The sequence below is a fragment of the Serratia sp. JSRIV002 genome, assembly GCF_019968725.1.
Lineage (GTDB): Bacteria > Pseudomonadota > Gammaproteobacteria > Enterobacterales > Enterobacteriaceae > Chania > Chania fonticola_B.
Genome location: NZ_CP074143.1, coordinates 1,085,472 through 1,103,346, shown reverse-complemented (window position 1 = coordinate 1,103,346; position 17,875 = coordinate 1,085,472). Strand labels below are relative to the sequence as shown.

The 17,875-nt window shown below is 51.8% G+C and carries 20 protein-coding genes; 3 read left to right on the top strand and 17 right to left on the bottom strand.

Annotated features, from left to right (window positions below; translation table 11 throughout):
• Nucleotides 1–54: 54 nt before the first annotated feature.
• From KGP26_RS05085 to KGP26_RS05050, 8 genes are all read right to left on the bottom strand, one after another.
• Complete coding sequence (locus KGP26_RS05085) at nucleotides 55–972, bottom strand: fimbrial protein (protein WP_059199858.1); 918 nt, start codon at nucleotides 970–972, stop codon at nucleotides 55–57.
• A 13-nt stretch (nucleotides 973–985) separates the two neighbouring features.
• Nucleotides 986–1,486 carry a fimbrial protein gene (locus KGP26_RS05080; RefSeq protein WP_137751119.1) on the bottom strand — a complete coding sequence of 167 codons (501 nt, stop codon included), beginning with the start codon at nucleotides 1,484–1,486 and terminating at the stop codon, nucleotides 986–988.
• A gap of 21 nt (nucleotides 1,487–1,507) precedes the next feature.
• Nucleotides 1,508–2,035, bottom strand: coding sequence for a fimbrial protein (locus tag KGP26_RS05075; RefSeq protein ID WP_223665109.1), 528 nt, complete (start codon nucleotides 2,033–2,035; stop codon nucleotides 1,508–1,510).
• Between the two features lie 22 nt (nucleotides 2,036–2,057).
• Nucleotides 2,058–4,697: a fimbrial biogenesis usher protein gene (locus KGP26_RS05070; RefSeq protein WP_094983302.1), complete on the bottom strand. Its 2,640-nt coding sequence runs from the start codon at nucleotides 4,695–4,697 to the stop codon at nucleotides 2,058–2,060.
• 82 nt (nucleotides 4,698–4,779) lie between these two features.
• Nucleotides 4,780–5,448, bottom strand: coding sequence for a fimbria/pilus periplasmic chaperone (locus KGP26_RS05065; RefSeq protein WP_059199855.1), 669 nt, complete (start codon nucleotides 5,446–5,448; stop codon nucleotides 4,780–4,782).
• Between the two features lie 125 nt (nucleotides 5,449–5,573).
• A complete protein-coding gene (locus KGP26_RS05060; RefSeq protein ID WP_021179445.1) occupies nucleotides 5,574–6,116 on the bottom strand; it encodes a fimbrial protein in 543 nt (180 codons plus the stop codon).
• Between the two features lie 78 nt (nucleotides 6,117–6,194).
• The gene (fimA, locus tag KGP26_RS05055) at nucleotides 6,195–6,743 is read right to left on the bottom strand and encodes a type 1 fimbrial major subunit FimA (protein ID WP_024530428.1); all 549 of its coding nucleotides are present in this window, start codon (nucleotides 6,741–6,743) and stop codon (nucleotides 6,195–6,197) included.
• Nucleotides 6,744–7,148: 405 nt separating this feature from the next.
• The gene (locus KGP26_RS05050; RefSeq protein WP_115160357.1) at nucleotides 7,149–7,820 is read right to left on the bottom strand and encodes a tyrosine-type DNA invertase; all 672 of its coding nucleotides are present in this window, start codon (nucleotides 7,818–7,820) and stop codon (nucleotides 7,149–7,151) included.
• A gap of 90 nt (nucleotides 7,821–7,910) precedes the next feature.
• On the opposite strand from KGP26_RS05050, the gene KGP26_RS05045 reads away from it, so the two are divergent.
• Nucleotides 7,911–8,144, top strand: coding sequence for a hypothetical protein (locus tag KGP26_RS05045; RefSeq protein WP_223665108.1), 234 nt, complete (start codon nucleotides 7,911–7,913; stop codon nucleotides 8,142–8,144).
• Nucleotides 8,145–8,411: 267 nt separating this feature from the next.
• Here the strand turns inward: KGP26_RS05045 and KGP26_RS05040 are convergent, their stop codons facing one another.
• The 9 genes from KGP26_RS05040 to KGP26_RS05000 form a co-directional block, all read right to left on the bottom strand.
• Nucleotides 8,412–9,209, bottom strand: a complete 798-nt coding sequence (locus tag KGP26_RS05040) for a hypothetical protein (protein WP_223665107.1) — start codon at nucleotides 9,207–9,209, stop codon at nucleotides 8,412–8,414.
• A gap of 68 nt (nucleotides 9,210–9,277) precedes the next feature.
• On the bottom strand, nucleotides 9,278–9,808 hold the full coding sequence (locus tag KGP26_RS05035; RefSeq protein ID WP_223500892.1) for a fimbrial protein: 531 nt from the start codon (nucleotides 9,806–9,808) through the stop codon (nucleotides 9,278–9,280).
• A gap of 9 nt (nucleotides 9,809–9,817) precedes the next feature.
• Entirely contained in the window at nucleotides 9,818–10,300 is a 483-nt protein-coding gene (locus tag KGP26_RS05030; RefSeq protein ID WP_223665106.1) for a fimbrial protein, read from the bottom strand.
• A gap of 14 nt (nucleotides 10,301–10,314) precedes the next feature.
• Nucleotides 10,315–10,749: a fimbrial protein gene (locus KGP26_RS05025; protein WP_223500889.1), complete on the bottom strand. Its 435-nt coding sequence runs from the start codon at nucleotides 10,747–10,749 to the stop codon at nucleotides 10,315–10,317.
• A gap of 74 nt (nucleotides 10,750–10,823) precedes the next feature.
• Nucleotides 10,824–11,579 (bottom strand): fimbria/pilus periplasmic chaperone, encoded by a 756-nt coding sequence (locus KGP26_RS05020; protein WP_059199841.1) that lies wholly within the window; start codon nucleotides 11,577–11,579, stop codon nucleotides 10,824–10,826.
• 14 nt (nucleotides 11,580–11,593) lie between these two features.
• Entirely contained in the window at nucleotides 11,594–14,128 is a 2,535-nt protein-coding gene (locus KGP26_RS05015; RefSeq protein WP_223665105.1) for an outer membrane usher protein, read from the bottom strand.
• A gap of 18 nt (nucleotides 14,129–14,146) precedes the next feature.
• Nucleotides 14,147–14,725 carry a fimbrial protein gene (locus KGP26_RS05010; protein WP_223498923.1) on the bottom strand — a complete coding sequence of 193 codons (579 nt, stop codon included), beginning with the start codon at nucleotides 14,723–14,725 and terminating at the stop codon, nucleotides 14,147–14,149.
• Between the two features lie 41 nt (nucleotides 14,726–14,766).
• Nucleotides 14,767–15,324, bottom strand: coding sequence for a fimbrial protein (locus KGP26_RS05005; protein WP_223665104.1), 558 nt, complete (start codon nucleotides 15,322–15,324; stop codon nucleotides 14,767–14,769).
• Nucleotides 15,325–15,486: 162 nt separating this feature from the next.
• The gene (locus KGP26_RS05000; RefSeq protein WP_223665103.1) at nucleotides 15,487–16,158 is read right to left on the bottom strand and encodes a helix-turn-helix transcriptional regulator; all 672 of its coding nucleotides are present in this window, start codon (nucleotides 16,156–16,158) and stop codon (nucleotides 15,487–15,489) included.
• A 394-nt stretch (nucleotides 16,159–16,552) separates the two neighbouring features.
• On the opposite strand from KGP26_RS05000, the gene KGP26_RS04995 reads away from it, so the two are divergent.
• Together KGP26_RS04995 and KGP26_RS04990 are read left to right on the top strand one after the other, a co-directional pair.
• Nucleotides 16,553–17,350 carry a winged helix-turn-helix domain-containing protein gene (locus KGP26_RS04995; protein ID WP_209555211.1) on the top strand — a complete coding sequence of 266 codons (798 nt, stop codon included), beginning with the start codon at nucleotides 16,553–16,555 and terminating at the stop codon, nucleotides 17,348–17,350.
• Nucleotides 17,343–17,819 (top strand): hypothetical protein, encoded by a 477-nt coding sequence (locus KGP26_RS04990; protein ID WP_223665102.1) that lies wholly within the window; start codon nucleotides 17,343–17,345, stop codon nucleotides 17,817–17,819. Before KGP26_RS04995 ends, KGP26_RS04990 begins: the two co-directional genes overlap by 8 nt.
• Nucleotides 17,820–17,875 lie beyond the last annotated feature (56 nt).

Below are 17,875 nucleotides of genomic sequence, written 5' to 3'. Positions count from 1 at the left end.
ATAACCGTGTTTAGTGCCGTTTCCCCAGGCTTGAGGCCTCGTTCATACGCACATTCAAGGATACAAAAAGGTCACACCCACCACGGCCTTGACGTTACCCGCCACTACCTGACCGGTTGTGCGTGCATAGTTGGCGGTCAAACCTAAACTGACTGCAGAACTACCGACGGTCCCCAGCGCGACGTTCCTGTTGGTCGGAATAGCGCCATTGCGGTTGGCAACCTGAATACCAATTCCCTGAGCCACCGGTGCAGAGGCAGTGTTGGCAAAAATCGTGGATGCGGCATCCGTGGTTGGCCCGGTCAGGTAATAGGCCAGGTTTTGGTTCTGGGCACAGCGTACCGTCAACGGTATCGAAACCGTTCCCGGATATTCAGGCAGATTCACGGTGACATCTCGGGAAGAGACATCACAGCCACCGGTAGGGATCACCACGCTATTGCTGGCATAGATATTCCAAATATACGCATGCGATTCCCCCACGTTATTGGTTTGATGCATATTTAACACCGCAATCAAAGAACCACTGGTAATCGCCACGCCACCTGCGGTGCTGATAGGCGTGAGATAAAGCACGGCGGGCCATGGCGTCATAGTGGTGGTTCTATAGACAACGGACTTGGTTTCAGAGGTTGTCGGGAATGGGTAAGAAGTACCGTCATACACAAAGCTACCGGTGAAACTTGCTAGTACGCCACCATAGGCCGAACCTCTTTGCAGAGAAACGTAGTCTATTCGAGTATCTGGATAATCATTTCGGCAGGATATCTGACGGGACAAATCAACGATCAGGTTTTGGCCCACCCCGATCTGCGGAGTCAAATCCACAAACACGTTAGCGCTGCCGCCACCGATAGGGATGGTTGCCCCAGCCGCCGTTCGGCAAGCAAAGGCATGGGCACTGGATGAATAGCCAATCAAGAGCGCAGCTGCACCCAGATATTTCAGAAATACGCGGATTAAGTCTTTCATATGTTCTTCATCATCAGGAATAGGTGTAAGTCACGTTGATCAGGGATTGAATCGACCCCTGCGTCACATTGCCGCTGGGCGTGATGGCCCTCACTTGCAAAACCAGGCTGGCGGCCAGCGATGCGTCATTCACCGCCACGACTTTGGTACTGCCGTTGGGCAGATTTACCCCGCCGCTATCGGCCAGCTGCAACGCAATATTGCGGGCTGCGCCCTGATTGGCGTAATAGTTCCGGGTGCTATCGGCCGTGCCGGAAAAGGTCGCGGTTACCTTTGAGGTCCCCACCGGGCAGTTGGTGAGGTTCAATGTCACCGAATGCCATGGCGAAGTCGCACCTGCCGCCAGCAGGTTGAAGGTATACAAATCACCCAGCTCTACCGTGGTGGACACGGTGGATACCGTGCAGGGTTTTGCCACCACCTTGCCATTGATGGTGATGTTGACATCTGCCGCATGCGCCAGGGGGAGTACCATCATCAGTAACCACCCCGCGATCGGAACCAGCTTGCTCATGTTCATAGCCCTTTTCTCCGGTTACTGAAATTCCAGGGTGAAGTTTGCCGTCGCTCTGACCTGCCCGGCAGTCACCGGGGCGCGGGTTGCCATCAGGCGCGCATAGAAATACAGCGTATTGGATTGCCCAGCGGTGATGTTTGACCAGTTCAACCCGCTCGAGATCTCATTGAGAGCAATGGCATTGCCGCTGTTATCGAGGATCTGTATGCCCATGCCGGCTGCCGCACCGGCCCCACCGTCGATTTTCAGCAACGTCAGATTGTCGCTGTCTGCCACACCGGTGAAACCCGTTTTCACCGCGATGGCTGAACCGCCACATTTATCGAGCACGATGCTGAACGGCACCATCGGCGTCGTCGCCCCTACCCGATGCAGCTGTTTGGCCGCATTACTCATCAGATCCACCACAAAACTTTGCGACCCCGGAGCTATTGAGCAGGCATTGTCCTTAACGTAACCGTTAATGGCGATGGTGCTGTCCGCGGCCTGCGTTACCCTGGTGCTAAACAGCGCCAGCAGACACAGGCTATAAAGTTGTATTCTCATTGCTCGCCTCTCCCGCCCGGCGTCATCGGCATACTGCCGTTAGATAGCTGAGTGCCCGCTGCTGACTTTCCGGCGGCAGTTGGTAACTCGTCACGCATTGCTCGCCTGCACCCTCACCCCATTTGGCTTTCACCTCGCCACGTGGTGGCAGCCCGGTCAGATAGACCTGCCCACCGTCGGCAACAATGCTGCCAGAGCGGCCATTATCGAAGGACACTACCGTCCCGAATGGCAACGGCTGTCCGTTATAGGTCAGCGTCATCAGTACCTTCAGCCCGACATGGGTTTTAAAATCGGCCAGCACTACCGCGCCGTGATTCGGCACCACGCTGACCACCGCGTCATCCAGCTCGACGTTGTTTGCCAACGTATTAGGGTTCAACGCCACGCGGTTTTCCCGGTAATCCATGGCAAACGGCAGTACGGCATACCCCCGCGAGTCGGTACGTATCCCGCTCTGGTTTTCCACCGACACGTTACCCGCCCCCGGTGCTTTGACCAGGATCAGGGTGTCGTTCAGCGGTTGACTCAGGGTGATGCCGTTCTCATGCGCCAGCACGCCGCCGCTTAGCCCGTAATACAGTTGGCTGGTACCGCTGCTGCGGCTGTAACCCACGTTGGCGTTGCCAGAAGCCCCGCGATAGTTCAGCGAGGTGTTACCCGTCCCGCCTGAAGTGCCCGTTCCGCCTCCGGCGTAACCGGCCTGCACGTTGTAACTCAGGTTGTTATCCTCCAGTAACGTGCCATACACCCCAGCCTGATTGGTCATCCTGCCGCTCAGATCGTCAGACATGCTGTAGCTGACGCTGGAGCGGTTGAAAGCGGACTGGCTGTCGGAACGCAGCCAATGGCTGAACGGGATGCTGATGTTGAAGGCCAGCATATTGTCGCGTCCGTCCTGCCAGGCATTTTTGGTCAGACTGTAGCTGAGGGTATAAGTGATATCCTCCAACGTACCGCTGAAACCGGCCTGCAGTTGTTCATCCGCCTTACCTACCCCCCAATAAGTCTGGTGGCTACCGGTCAGATAAAAGGTGCCATTGTCCCCAACCTGCTGAGTCACCGTCATCTGCAACCGCCCACGCTTGTTGTAGGCCAGATTGTAGTAATCGGTGAGTTTCGGCATGAGTTCGACAATACCTTCATCGGTTGCCGCCTTATAACCGCTCATCTGGCGCCAGGTCGTATCACCCAGCGCGTAATAGCCACTGGTGGAATAGCGGTAACCGAGCAGTTGCAGGTTGGTGCCCCACTCGTTTAATGCCTTGTTATAAAGGAAGCGCAGCGACTGCCCCTGATGGGTGCTGTCATCCGGCAAGGTGGCGCGAGCCTGGGTGATGTCAAACGACACCGCGCCGAAAATGCCCAGGTTTTTAGCCACCCCAAGGTTGAATGCACGATAGCGGTCGGCAAGCTGAGTACCGCCAGACAGCGTCCAGCCGTCGGCCAGCCCCCACATCAGGGTGCCCTGGCCAAAGGTAGGTTTTTCTTGCTGATCGTTGCCGCTGCGATACTGCCCCACCATCACCGTATATCTCACCTGCCCTTGGCGCAGCAGCCCAGGAACCGACGTATAGGGCACGGTAAAGACCTGAGCCGTGCCGTCGGCTTCCTGAATGCTGACCTGCAAATCACCGCCGCTGCCCGATCCAGACAGATCGTCGATGGTAAATGGGCCTGGTGGCACCGTGGTTTGATACACCTCGAACCCATTCTGCTTGACCGTGACCCTGGCGGTGCCACGGGCAATTCCGCGGATCACGGGAGCATACCCTCGCTGGCTGTCTGGCAACATATTGTCATCCGTCGCCACCTGTACGCCGCGGAAGTTCGCGCCGTCGAAAACGTCCCCTGAGGTATAGCCGTCACCCAACGTCAGGCGACTGCGCAGCGGCGCAATATCCCGCTGCAAATAGGTATTGACGTGCTGCCAGCGATTTTGATTGGAGCTCGATCCGCCGCCGCTGGTATAGCTCCAGGTAGTATTATCCCGCAGTCGCCAGGCTCCCAGATTCACGCCGCTTTGTAAGTTAAGGAAGGCGTAATTGCTGTTGCTCGACTGGCTGTTACGGACATTACTGCCGGTGAAGCTGTAATTGAGCAGCCCGGCAGTGATGCCATTTTGCCACTGGTCAGGCGGGATATAACCACGGGCAGAGTTGCCCATGTAAGCCTGGGGAACACTGATAGACAGGCGCTGCCGCCCGACGTCAAAATCAGTGGAGGCTTCCTTGATCAGCGAGGTTAAGGGTACGCAGGCTTCCGATGCCAAGATGGCCATTCCTGGGACAGCCCGGGTATTAACGCCCATGGTGGCCAGTTGGCTGCGAGTCAGGCAAGGCACCAAGGCCTTGTTGTCGGCATCGGGCCGGAAAGAGACATCCCGGGTCGACATAAACCCGTCATTCATATAAATGTCGACACGGTAGATACCCGGAGGCGCCTCAAGTCCCTTTTCGAACCCTGACAGATCGGCTACCTTCGCCGGATCGTCAGCCAGAAAACGAGGGTTGAAGTAATTTTCCGCTCGAGCCGATGCATCGCCACATAGCGCCCACAGCATCAAGGCTAAAGGCGTTAAAGTCAGCTTTAAGATGGGGGCACCCTGGTGGTTATCGTTTATCACTCTGCGACTTTCCGTGCCGTTTTTCAGGTATAGCATGATCCCTCCGGTTCGATACAGGTCGCCCGGCTGCCTGATTTATCTGGTTATAGCTTGATGAAGTGGATGGCGGCTCCAGGCCTTACTGCATCACACCCTTGAATACCGGCGTTTGGGCACCGTAATCGTTGATCGTCCGATAGGAAATCGTGCTGCCTGCATCGGCGGGGAGCGCCACATTAGTCGATCCCATCGGCGACACCATGGTGTTTGCCAACTGCCGCGTGCCGGCGTTCAACTCGCTCAGCGTGATGAAATAGGGTGTAGGATTGACGATCGTCAACTCTTTGCCGCTACGTTTAAAACGCAGTTGCTCCGGAGCCTTGTCTGGCGCAATACTCAGCCCATTGGGGCGATAAAACAGTTTGATACGGCTGGTAATAGCCAATTGCAGGGTGTTTTCATCCTGGCGTGATTTGTCCAGTGAGGGGATCGCTTTGACGTTAACCCAGAACAGGCTCTCCCGATCCTTCGGCAAGCTTTGATTAGTCGCGTCAATAATGCGCAGCGTGTTCTCTTTTTTTCCCTGCATCAAATATAACGGTGGCGTAATAATCAGCCGACCGTCTTTCTGGCCATCGGCGTTTTCTACCCAGGATTGGATCAGATAGGTACTTTTCTCATCGTTATTGCTGACTCCCAAAGTCACCTGCTTCTGATCGGCAGGATAGATCACCCGGGTCGCACCCAGGCCGACTCCGGCGTTTGCCATACCCACATGCCCCGCCGCCAACAACAACAGCACGGACATTGCCTTTCCAACCTTCGAAATTGTTCTCACATTTACCTCGTCCATCAGGATCTGACTTCCATAACACTGCGTGGCCAAAGGCCAAACATTCACAGCGCTATTACTTTTCATCTTGCGGCCAAGGCCTACTGATAAGTCAGTGCGAACCAGGCCTGAGCGTTAGCCAAACCATTGTTCACCGGCTGTCCGGTGGCACGGTATTTCGCTACGAAATGCAGGATCACCGGCCCCTCTTGCAACGGCACCCAGTACCGCGGCGCGGTATTGAGTGGAATAAATCGGCCTCTGTCATCAAACAACGCCACGGCTACGCCAGAGGCGACACCTGGCCCGTCACCAACAGAAAGCACCTGCGGATTATTGCTGTCTGCCATGCCATGGAACATCACGCCCACGTTACGACTGACCGTGGAAGTGCAGTTCTGCAGATGTAAATCAAAGGGGACTGGATCGGCCTCATCGCCAGGCATACGAAACCGGTCGGTGGTGATATTCCCCATCGATACCGTCAAATTGCGATCTCCGGCTTCCACCGAACAGGTTTCAGCGATCACTTCACCCTGAAAGCGCATCAGACCACCGAGAGGTTGTTCCTCCCAACGATCGTCAGCAACGGCCTTCCCCACCAACAGCAGAGTTAGCAGGAGTCCCGCTCCCATTCTCCACATCGCACACTCCTTGCCTCCGATAGCTGAAAATCAGGCCTCCCTGGCCTGTCATCATCATCCTTGATAAGCTAATTCAGCTTACTGATACTGCACCTTGAAGGTCGCATCAGCATTGGCAATACCGGCAGTGGCTACGCCGGTCGCGATATAACGAGCCTGGAATGGAACAATAACGGTGCCATCAGAGAGCGTAGTAGCCGCACTGAAGGTAGCGCCATCAACCGCTAACGCAGTACCGGTGCGGTCAAGGATCTGAACGCCGACGTTGGTTGCGTTACCCGCCGCAGAGCCTTGCAGGGCCAGCGCGGTAGGATAGGTAGCGTTAACCGCTGTGCCGCTGAAAGCAACAGCTGCCTGGGTAGCAACGGTTGAATCACAATCATTCAGTTGGATGTTGAACCCGGTAGCGGAGCTAACATCACCAGCGGTAGCCAGTGAAGTTGTTTTAACCTGCCCCAATTGCACTGTCTGGCCAATAGAACCGGCATCCACGGCACAGGCCGCATTAACAACTTCCCCTTTAAAATGGATAGGGCCACCGTTGACGGTAGTAACCGTTGCCGCATTAGCGACGCCAGCCAGAGAAAGAACTGCGGCAATACCAGCAACCAGTGATTTGATTTTCATACTATTTTCCTTTGAACACATAATGTTTCATAACCATGAAAAAGTGTGGAGGTCGATTCCCCTGGCGGGCAACCGCACAGACTTCATTTCTACTCACGGCCGGACCTCCCTATTCCGTTCAGTTTTCGCCAACAACATGAGACATTTGGGGCTATTTTGTCGCACCCTATAAAAAAACGGTAAACACATTAACATCGAATTAATTGACTGATTTTCATTGCTTAATCATTAAAATAAAAGATTAAATGCTTTGCTATTATTAGGGGGATGTGTTTTTGGATATTTAAGGAATTTGCAACAGCGGGCTGGCGCAGTGGCCAAAATTTAGAGGGTAGAGATAGCGATTTACGGAAGTAAAAATATAACTTTGTTTTTCAGTTAGATAGATATTGATCAAGGAATTTTCTAATACAGGGCATTGCAAAATCTTATCTTTCGTTTAAGAATTAGGAACAGTTTAGCCCCAATTGTTTCATCTTTCACCTGATTATTTATCAATAAATCCTTTATAACCAATCCGTTACGCTCCCACATCCCGACAAAGCGCGCCGCGTTGCTGGCGGTATATCGCACGGTGTGCCTGATGTTACGATGCCCCAGATAATCCTGAATCAAACGGGTATCAGTGCCCCTTTCCGCCAATTCATAGCCGCAGGCATGGCGCAGCATATGGGGATGCGTATGGGTAGCGGTGCCCGCCAGTTCCCCTGCCTGACGGATAATTCGCCAAGCCTGGCCGCGCGATAGCTGAGTACCACGCTGGGAGATAAAAACAATCTGTGGATCCACTGCAGGCTTCCACTGCGCTCTGACCTGGTTCCACTCCATAATCGCCTTGCATTCATCACTCATCAGAGGATGAACGGTAGAGAATCCATTCTTAAGCCGGCGTATATTTATCCGTCCTTCAATCATTTCAAGGTCATGATAACGCAAGTTCAACAACTCGCTGATACGAAACCCATGGCGGAAGGCAAGCAGGATCAGGCAACTGTCCCGTATCCCGGTCTGTTTATTCCGGGCTGCACTCATCAGGTTGTTAACTTCGGTGAGAGTGAGAAATTTACGTTGTGCCACAAAAAACTCCTATTGCAATTAGGCTGGATATTACTCGCTCAAGAATTAATAAAATCTGTCGCTGACAGATTGCTTAAAGCATAGCCTATTGTGATGAAGGATTACCAAATAAAAATAGGTTTACCCACCCGCTGGCTAAAACTAAAAAAACAGCAAGACCATAAAAATTTAATGGGCTATTTCCAACACTTCACAAGCGTAAGATTTATCTCACCAAAAGAGCGTTTTTTAAGCAAGGCCAGGGCTAGCCTGACACCTACAGCTAAAACGAGGTTTTCTCCTAATCACTCTGGTAGACAAAAAATCAGCCAAAAAGAATTTTAAATTTTGTAATAAGATGAAAATGCCATCACGCTATTTTGCTAATCAATTGTTCATCCTGTTATTTTTAACCTGACAGAATGTCACATAACTATAGCGGTAATACATTAGCTTATTACGTGTATTCGCTTTATTGATTGAGAAGTTCAGATAAAGGGAAGGCAGTGGAACGGTAATAACAACCCGCGCGGTAGAAGGTCGTGGAACCTGTCGGAAACGGCTGAGGGCGTCGGCCCGCAAAACGCAGGCTGACGTCCTCAGGATAACACGTTAAAGAATATCCACATTAATCACTGCCGAACCGCGAAAAGCCCCCCCCGCCAGATTACCGTTAACCTTCAATATCGAAGCGATGGGTACGGCTATCGTTTGATTGGCCGCGATCTTTTCCAGAGTGCCAACATTGGCTGGCTGGTCGCGGACAAACAAATCCGCCGCCAGCGAGCCATCCATACGCAGCTTGATACCGGTGGTGGTCGTGTAACCGATCACCGTCACTTTAACCGTAGCACTGGCAGTGCATTTAACGAACAAGTCAGAGCTTTTTTTCAATCCTGGCACGCTAGCAGCCTGAATGTCCCCATAACTGATGTCTACCGAAGTACCAATCAGTGAACAGGCGGGGCCTGGCGGTGGCTGAGGCTTCCAGCCATCACCGGTTCCGCTGTGATGTTCAAGAGAAACGTTCATAGTCGGACCATCCGCAGGACGTTTGCCAACTTCCTGACCCAGCCCGAAGAAACTTATTTCATTGGCTTGCAATGTAAACGTGATAGGGAGGACTTTTGCTAAAACTTCACTACAGTTTCCGCTTGCCACCCCCGACGCGGAGGCAATCATTCGTTGATACATACCCGTGGTGGTACTCAATATCGCGTAAAAGTAAACTGTCTTGCCGGTTTTACACACAGTGGTGTAGCCACCGATACCATCAGGCTGGGCACTAATGGTCTGTTGCTTTGGCCCGGTCCAGCTCACATCGATTCCGGCGGTGTAACCATATAGAGGCATCAGTAGACCAGCAACCAGCACGGTTCTTTTGAGTAGTGCTGTTCCTATTAACGTCATTATCTGTTCCTTATTGCTCTGCGCTGTTACTGATTAGCGCCTTCACAGAGGCCAAGCGGCGTCAGCCCCTAGTCATAGGTCAATGCAAAGGTCATGCTGGCACTGAAAGGGCCGCGGTTAATGGTTCGGTTGGTAATCGCGTCTGGCTCGCCTTGCACATAAGCCATCATGCGCAGATAGTTGTCCCCTGCCGCTAATGGGTAGCGATGAGTGCCCAACTGGTTCAATGGCACAGGATTGCCATTTTCTGTCTCAACGCCAATACCAATGCCCGATGCCTGGCTGGAGGCATCCAGCGCCAGTAATCCCGGCAAGGCAGGATTTTCCACCCCGGTAAAGGTGATCTGTACCGATTTGCTCAACGTCTGATCGCAGTTGCTTAGATGCAGTTTGAACTCCCAACTGCGGGTTCTTTGATTGTGATACAACTGTTTGTCGATCACCGTACCAAAATCCAACGGAATGGTTTCTTCACCCGGAGGGATGATGCAAGGTTCCGCCACCAGCGTGCCGTGTAAGCGCATCTTTGCCGCCTGCACGCCCTGGCTCAGCACTAGCAGAGCGACGGTGGCGCAGAGATATCTCAGTATTTGCCGCATATCAGCTCCTTATTGGTAATCCGCAAGCAGCGTCGCCGTGACTTCAAAGGCCCCTTCTGTCAGCTCGGTGCCCGGTTTTTTAACCGGCACGGCTTCTAACATCGGTGGATTTTTTGGGTCAATAGAGATAGGCGTACCGAGCTCAAACGGCTCGCCGTTCTGGTAAATTTTGATGCCCAGATTGGCAATGTTGGTCTGTAGCGTTGCCGGCTCAAAGGCGGCCGCCGGGCCGATCAGCGTCAGTACCATGCTCCAGGCGGATCCCGCCGTACAGTCCAACACGTAATCAACCTGTCTGCGGTGCTTCACCCCATCCACGCTATTGACGCCGATCCGGTCAAAAGGCACGTCGAGGTCTTTGCCGTTGTTCACCTGGCAAGGAGGTGGCTCAATCAACGTACCGCTAAAGCCCATATTTTCTGCCGCTTGCAGTGGGCTTATGGCCAGCAGAGCAAACAATAGCAATAGTGACATCCCTGCAACCGATCTCATTCCTTTCTCCCGTTTCACTGGTAGTCGACCACCATCGTGGCTACCGACGTAAAGTAGCCAGCGGTGAGAGTGCCCCCTGGGCGCTTCACCAAGGTGGCAAACAATACAGGCTGATTTGGCAGCGTGAAATTCAGCCAGCTATTCACTGGCATTGCCTGGCCGTCATTTGACAAGGCGATCCCCAGATCGCCTTTCGAGGTTTGCAGAGCGCCGGCAAAACCGGCGTCCGTGCCCTGGATCTGCATTTTTAACGCGTTGGTATTGCCTGCCGAGCATTCCAACGTGTAAGGCACCGGCTGGCGGTAGTTGATACCATCAACCCGGGTCGTCATCACCTCGTTGGTAAAATCCACCATGATGGTTTGATCCCCGTTAATCACGCAGGGCGGCGGCAGTAAAATGTTGCCCGAGATAGTCAGGTTGGACGTCGCAGCAACGGCTGATGACATGCCCAAAACCAGTATCAAACCTGCAAGTCCCGTCGACGTTATCCACGGCATAGTTCACCTCTGTTGCGTGTAGGCTATGAGTTACGTTTGCCAGGTTCTGCCTGACAGGTATCACCCGCACAGCGGAAAATAAGTTCTGGGCGGCCACCGAAGTCATTCACGTAGGTCAGCACCGGCGCGCTACCTAAAGCACTGACGCTGGCGCTTAACGGTGCATTGGATTTAGGGGGAACCATCAACGGAACAAACCCTTTGGCGCTCTGGCCACCTTTAGTGGTGCTAGCCTCAACGATAGTGATGTAATACGGCGTCGGGTTGTTGATCACATAGCGATCGCCCTGGCGCGTCAGCGTCATTTTTTCCTGCCACGGCGTACTCATCTGTTCCTTGGTCGGTTCAATCGCCTGCGGGCGGTAGAACAGTTTAATGCGTGTCTGCAGCGCAATTTGCAGCGTATTCGGCTTGTCGCTGCGCGGTGGAATTTCACGCAGGTTGAAATAGAACAGCGATTCACGATCCTGCGGCAATTGCTGCAAAGCTGGCAGTCCCTGCACTTTCACCTGGCTTTTGGCACCAGACTCAATACGCTGCACCGGAGGCAGAACGATCAGCGGGCTGGTGATCTTGTTCCCCTGCTCATCCTCAATCCACCCCTGAGCCAGATAAGGCAGGTGTTTGTTTTCATTGCTGACGTTCATGCTGACAGACTTACTGGAAGCGTTATAAATCACCCGGGTACGATCCAGGGCAATCGCCGCATTAGCCTGTGAGGTAAGGATGGCCAGCAGCAAGGCACCAGCAGTTAATAAATGTGTGGTCGTTAATTTCATCAGTCTTTTTCCGTTCAGCTTCTGTTTTCCGTTGCCGGATTTTCCCCTGCGGCGATTGGCCGGCAAGGCAGCAGTAAATTCTGTGTCCCTTGCGGTGGGATATGCGTTGGCAGCGTTATTTCGCACTGGGTGATACCATTCCAACTGGTGGTCATCTTGGCGCCGGGCTGAATACCACTCAGATAAACGCTGCCGTCATCGTTGATAATGCCAACGTCCCGTTGCTTGCTATTTTGTACCGTAGCCCCGAAAGGCGGTGATGACCCATCAGCCAGACGAACCACCGCCATCGCTTTTTCACCAGCCACCACTTCAAAACGCCGTAAACCAATCGCCCCTTCGGTCAATGTCGCCTGCTGCACCGAACTGAGTGCCTCGGTCTTATCGTCCAGCGCGTTCAGATCGATGCTGACCTGGTTGCGGTAGTAGCTGTTAAGATCGGACACCACGGCTTTACCAAACCGGTTGGATAAGGTGGTGGCACCATAACCGCGCACAGGAACGCCTGCGACTCCGTCGGTATCCAATAAAATGCGCGTTCCGCCTGGCATGCCAATCCGATGCATAGCCACGCCCTCCCCGGTCGCCGTCACCCCACCTTGCAGCATCAGGCCCAGAGAGCTGGAACGCCCAGCTTGATAACCCGCGTTGGCACTCACTTGCGCGTCGTTGCCCAAGTGGGTGTAGTAACCGCTGGCAACCGCGCCTTGGCGAGCAGCGCCTGCACTGATCTGATAGGAGTCGGCGTCATTCACACGACCGAAATACCCCACCTGGTGAGTATTTTCATTGCGATCCCATGACCCGCTGTAGGTGATGGAACTGGAGTGACCCCAGGGAATGGTGAGCGCCAGATACATGCCGTCGTCATTGGTGCCGTTAAATTTGTTGCGATAGGCGGTCAACGAGAGGTTAAGATCCTTGAACTTGCCCAGATCGAAGTATCTCGCCAGCGACAGGTTATAATGATCGTTGGCACTGTCGTTCCAATAGGTCTGGTGGCTGTAATTGATAAACGTGCTCAGGCCCAGGTCGACAAACTGCTTATTGAACGTAACGGTGTACATCTCCTTGCTGCTCTGGGTGCGGTAACCGGTAGTCCGTGCGTCCAAAAATTCGCTCATGTTCATAAAGTTGCGTTCTGAGAAGCGATAGCCGGCGAACGTCACCTGGCTGTCATAATCGTCAAAACGCTTGGAATAACTGAGGCGGTAAGAGTTACCAAACAACGAGCTTTCCTGCGGCAAATTAGCCCGGGATTGGGTGACATCGAACGACAGTGCGCCCAGCATCATCAGATCGCGGCCAACCCCCAACGCCAACGCGTTATAGTCGTCGCTACCTACGCCGCCACCGTACAGTGACCAGCCATTGCTAACCCCCCAGGAGAATTCGCCGGTGGAGAACAGTGGCCCGCTGACGTTGTGTTTCCAATCGCTTGGCCGGCCTGCCGCGAGTTTATAGCGCAACGAACCTGGACGCGTCAGATAAGGGATACTGGCGGTGTTCACGATGAACTCCTGCACGCTGCCATCCTGCTCCTCAACGCGAACCTGCAGTTGGCCGGAAACCGCATCATTCAAATCCTGAATACGGTACGGGCCTGGGGCGACCTGAGTTTCATACAACACGCGGTCCTGCTGGCTAATGGTCACCTTGGCATTGCTTTTGGCGACACCACTGACTTCCGGAGCATAGCCGCGTAAGTTAGGTGGCAACATGTTGTCATCGGTATTAAGCGTAACGCCGGTGAAACGGAAGCTGTCGAAAATATCGGAATTGAGAAAGTTTTCCCCGAGCGTCAGGCGGGCAAGCAGCTTGGGCAAGGCCCGATAAGCGTAATAACGGCTCCAATCCAGGCTATTTTCGCCGTTGCCGCCAGACTGATTTCTCATCTGCAACTGCCAATCCGCGCGCAGACGCCAAGGGCCAAAGTTGGCCCCGGTAGTCCCATTACCACTCAGGCTATAGGCCTGATCCTGGTGCTGCTGGCGCGAGGTCAGGAAATTCAGGTTATAGTCAAACAACGCACCGGTAATGCCGTTATCCCAACGGGAAGGCGGATCCCAATCCTCAGAACTGTATTCAAGATAGGCTTGCGGCACGCTGAGCTGCAGGGATGACGTCGCCAAATCGCCCTGTACCGTCAATCCTGAAATACTTTGCAGATCGAGACATTGCCCATCGTCTTCCCAGATAATGTCCTTGAGCACGCTGTCTCTCAGGCCAAACAGCTCGATCAGTTCAGGCGTCAGGCAAGGTTCGCTGCTTTTAGGATCTGCTTTAGAGGGCGCGAAGGTGATTGAACGCTCCGCGATTTGCTGCTGGTTGAGAAACACCGCCATGGTGTAAGTCCCTGGCATAATATAGCCGCCACGGGAGAAATGGCTGAGATCGAGATTTTCCCGATCTTTAATATCCAACACATCGGTATTGAACTGGATATCATCTGCGGCATGCGTAAGATAAACCGGGCTTCCCAGCGATAAAGCAATACAGACCCACAATCCGCGCAGCCGGAAAGTAGAATTCGCAACAGGTTTGGCCATCGATAAAAATTCCGTTTATCAGTAATAATCCATTTTGAAACGCACGGTGGAGCGGTACTCACCGGCTCGCAGTATCTGGTGATTCGGCAACAGGTTTACGGTGTATTGCAGGAGCTTATCTCCGGAGCTTAACTCTGCCAGGGGCATAGCTACGCCGGGTAATGCGATGTTGCCTGATTGGTCTTTGATCTGTAGCCCAACGCCTTGGGCCTCGCCTTCAATACCCAGTAATGCGCCATCCTTCAAACCATCAAAGGTCACGCGGAATGCTTGCCAATCGGGCATCGTGGGATCAAAGCGTGGCAAGGTGCAGTTAATTAAGCGAATAACAAAAGGTTTGGCGATACCTTGCCCATCATGAGCAATCTGTGACGCAGGAACGGTGATCATCTCAATCACTTGCTCACGGCTGCTCATCTCAATGGCGCAGGCAGTTTCAATAATGCTGCCTTCCATGACGACACGGCCCCGTCCCAAAAACGTATCCGCCGTTGCGGTTACGCTAAACAGAGCGCTGAGCAGGCAACTCGCCACGATATATTCCATGTTGTTCACGCTGTTAATTCCCTTCGACACCATGACCTTAAGAATAAACATGCGGGTTTCCCCGCATGTGTGACCGTTAAACCGGTTAAAACTTACTGATAAGCCAGGGTAAAGGTCGTGGTGGTGCTGAAGTCGCCTGGGACGATTTCTGCAGCAGTTTTACCGTCTGCACCCATGTCGCCCTGCAGGTAAGCAGAGAAGTTCAGGATGTTGGTTTGATCCTGGATGCCCTGTGGAGCAGTTGGCTGGCCCAGTTTGATCAGCGTACCGCTACCGTCGGTGATAGCCAGGCTAGCGCCACGAGCAGTACCGGTGATGCCCAGCAGATCGGCGTTACCTGCAGAAGTTGGACCTGTGAAGGTGGTGGTTACCGTTTTAAGGGTAGATGCATCACAGTTTTCCAGGTGGATGTAGAAGTTTTCAGGGGTAGATTTACCGCCGTCTTTCAGCGCTACGTTAGCGATCTGGCCCATTGGGATGCGCTGGTTGTCATCGCCTGGGGCGATAGAGCAAGGTGCATCAATGATGGAACCGTAGAATTCGATTGTGCCATGGCCCGCATCCTGTGCAGCATTGGCAGCATTGGCAGCATTGGCAGCAGAAACAAAACCCAAAGCGATTGCGGCAACCATGAATTTGTTCAGTTTCATTATTTCTATTCCTTTATAAATTGATTGATATAAACAACTAATTAACCATCCATGTCCGGCATGGTATGGGGCACTGCATAAATACAAAGCGTCAGCCCATTAATTAACGGGCTGGCACTTCATTTAATTCATATCTCCGGCACTCAAGGCGAATTACAACGATCAGCCTTCCACGCTGGTACCGTAATAGACCCGCAAGGTCTTATAAAAACCTATTTTATTGGTACAACCGATTTTCTTCATAACGGACACGCGATGACTGCTGACCGTCTTTATATTAATACCTAAAATAGCACCGATCATTTTTGGCGTATAACCGCGAAAAAGATAATAGCAAATCCGTTTTTCTCTATTGCTTAACGCAGCCAGGGTCCCTTTAGGGATAAACTTGTCGCGTTTTGCCCATGTTGTATTTGGTGAATCGGCAATCTGTTTCAGTAGCGCTGTCGAGCACTCATTGGCCGCAATAAAAACAACCCGATCTCTATAGCGTTGATCAATACTTAGCGACAATATATTTAATAATGCAGTACTGGCAATCACCACCATCAACGTCCGGCTTTTCTTTTCACGTATCATTTCGCTAATCAGCAATGCACTGCGTGCCGAGCCATCCGATATCGAATGCTCAAAGGCAATATGACTGTGCTGTTGCTGCAACTTAAGCAAGCTACATCTGATACCTTGTAAAAAATAGCTATTATTGCTGGAGATATGGAAAGAAATCTCGGTTATATCTTCACTGTGATAATCAAAATCATACTCTCTCACACTGCGCCCGTCATCCATAACACTACCAAACTTATCGCCAAATCCATATAGGCTATCGTACATCTGCTTCCCGCCACTATCGCTGAAAAGTTGGATGCATGTTAGCGACCGACACCAAAATGCCATAATCAATTTATATCAACCTGTGAAATTTCATTTAATTAATATAAAAAAATCAATAAAATCATATAATTGAAAAAAATTTCACTTAAGATCAACCAAGCTTAAGAAGATGCCTAGAGCGGTATATTTGAGCATTAACCGACATTAATCAATTTACTAATCAGAAAAATCTTGATAAGTTTTATAGCGCAAGCCAAGGAACAGCCTGGATCCTGGCGGTTCAACGGTGATGCTTTAACAATCAGCAAGAAAAATCTCATTTAATAAAATCGTATACTATCCGTTGTTTTTTGTTTTAATAACGCTCGTGATTTTGGACAAGGAAGTGAAAGGAATGACTAGTAACTGTAGCGGTTATTATTATCTCATCGGTGACAGCGTTGAGTTCTGGCCTGAGGAAAACCTGCTTTACTCTCGTGTCAACGGTGAGAAAATCACGCTATTTATCGCAGCCTCACGCTGCCTTCAGCTCTTATTAAGCCAACAAGGTGAACTGGTTCCACAGCGGGATCTGTTTGAAGCCGGATGGCAAAAAAATGGTTTAGAGGTGTCTAACAATACCTTTTACCAAAACATCCTTATGTTACGTAAAGGATTAAAGCTTGCCGGCTATGAGCAAGCAGTGATAAAAACAGTGCCCCGCCAGGGCCTTACCGTTCCCTCAATGGTTCCGGTAGCAAAAATAATACCGGACACGAGTACAACCTCTGCCGAAGAAATATTTAGTGTAGAGGAAAACCCACTGCCAACACCCAGCAAAGTGGATAAAAAAGCATCCTCTCGGCCTCGCCATCTGTGGGCAATATTGCTTAGTCTCTCTTTTGGTGTCGGTATTGCGCTGTTAGCTGCATGGAATAGCACAGAGAACAAGAATTTCTTCTCTCATTTTAACTTCGTAGGGAATATAGAGCAGTGTTCGGTCTACCTCCACAGCGGCCAGACATCGTTGCAGTCCTACAGGCAATTTATTGCGCAGAACAACTTCACCTGCAAAAAACAGGAGGTTGTCTACTTTACTGCCAACCCATTGGTTCCACGAGCCTCAGTCATTCGCTGCGAATGGCCATTTGCTTCAGGGACCAAGAATCTCTGTATTTCTGAATATTATCTGGAGTGGCAGCATAATGAATAAGCCCCAACTTTTCGGTGTATTTACACTACTCTCTTTGTTGTTCCTGTTGCTCGCGCTGGGAGCATACCGCCTCTATAGCCACTATCAGCAAACACATTTTAACTGCGAAGCCATGTTGCTGGTTCACAAAGATGATGCGGAACTGGCCCTCATGGTTAACTTTATCTTCCAGGGTGATAATGGCATCGTCAGCCTGAAGGGCACCCTTAAGCAGGGCGATAAGACCACCAGCGTCAGCAGAAAAAGCTATTTTGATTTCAATCAGATGAAACAAGTTTATCATCTTAAGTCAATTTCAGCGGTGACCACACCGGCCGACAACAGTGACAGCAAAGATCTCGCCCGTTACCTCCCTCTTTTTTACCTGGAAGCGGGGCTGAAGTTCGACTTCACCGCTTACCCTGCTACCAAAGAAGGGTACGTTTTTTCTACCGGGCAGGTACCGTCATTTTACTGTGCACGTAAGTGAAATTTTGACGTTAACGAGTTTCACTTTGTGGAGGATACTCGTTAACGCTGAGATCG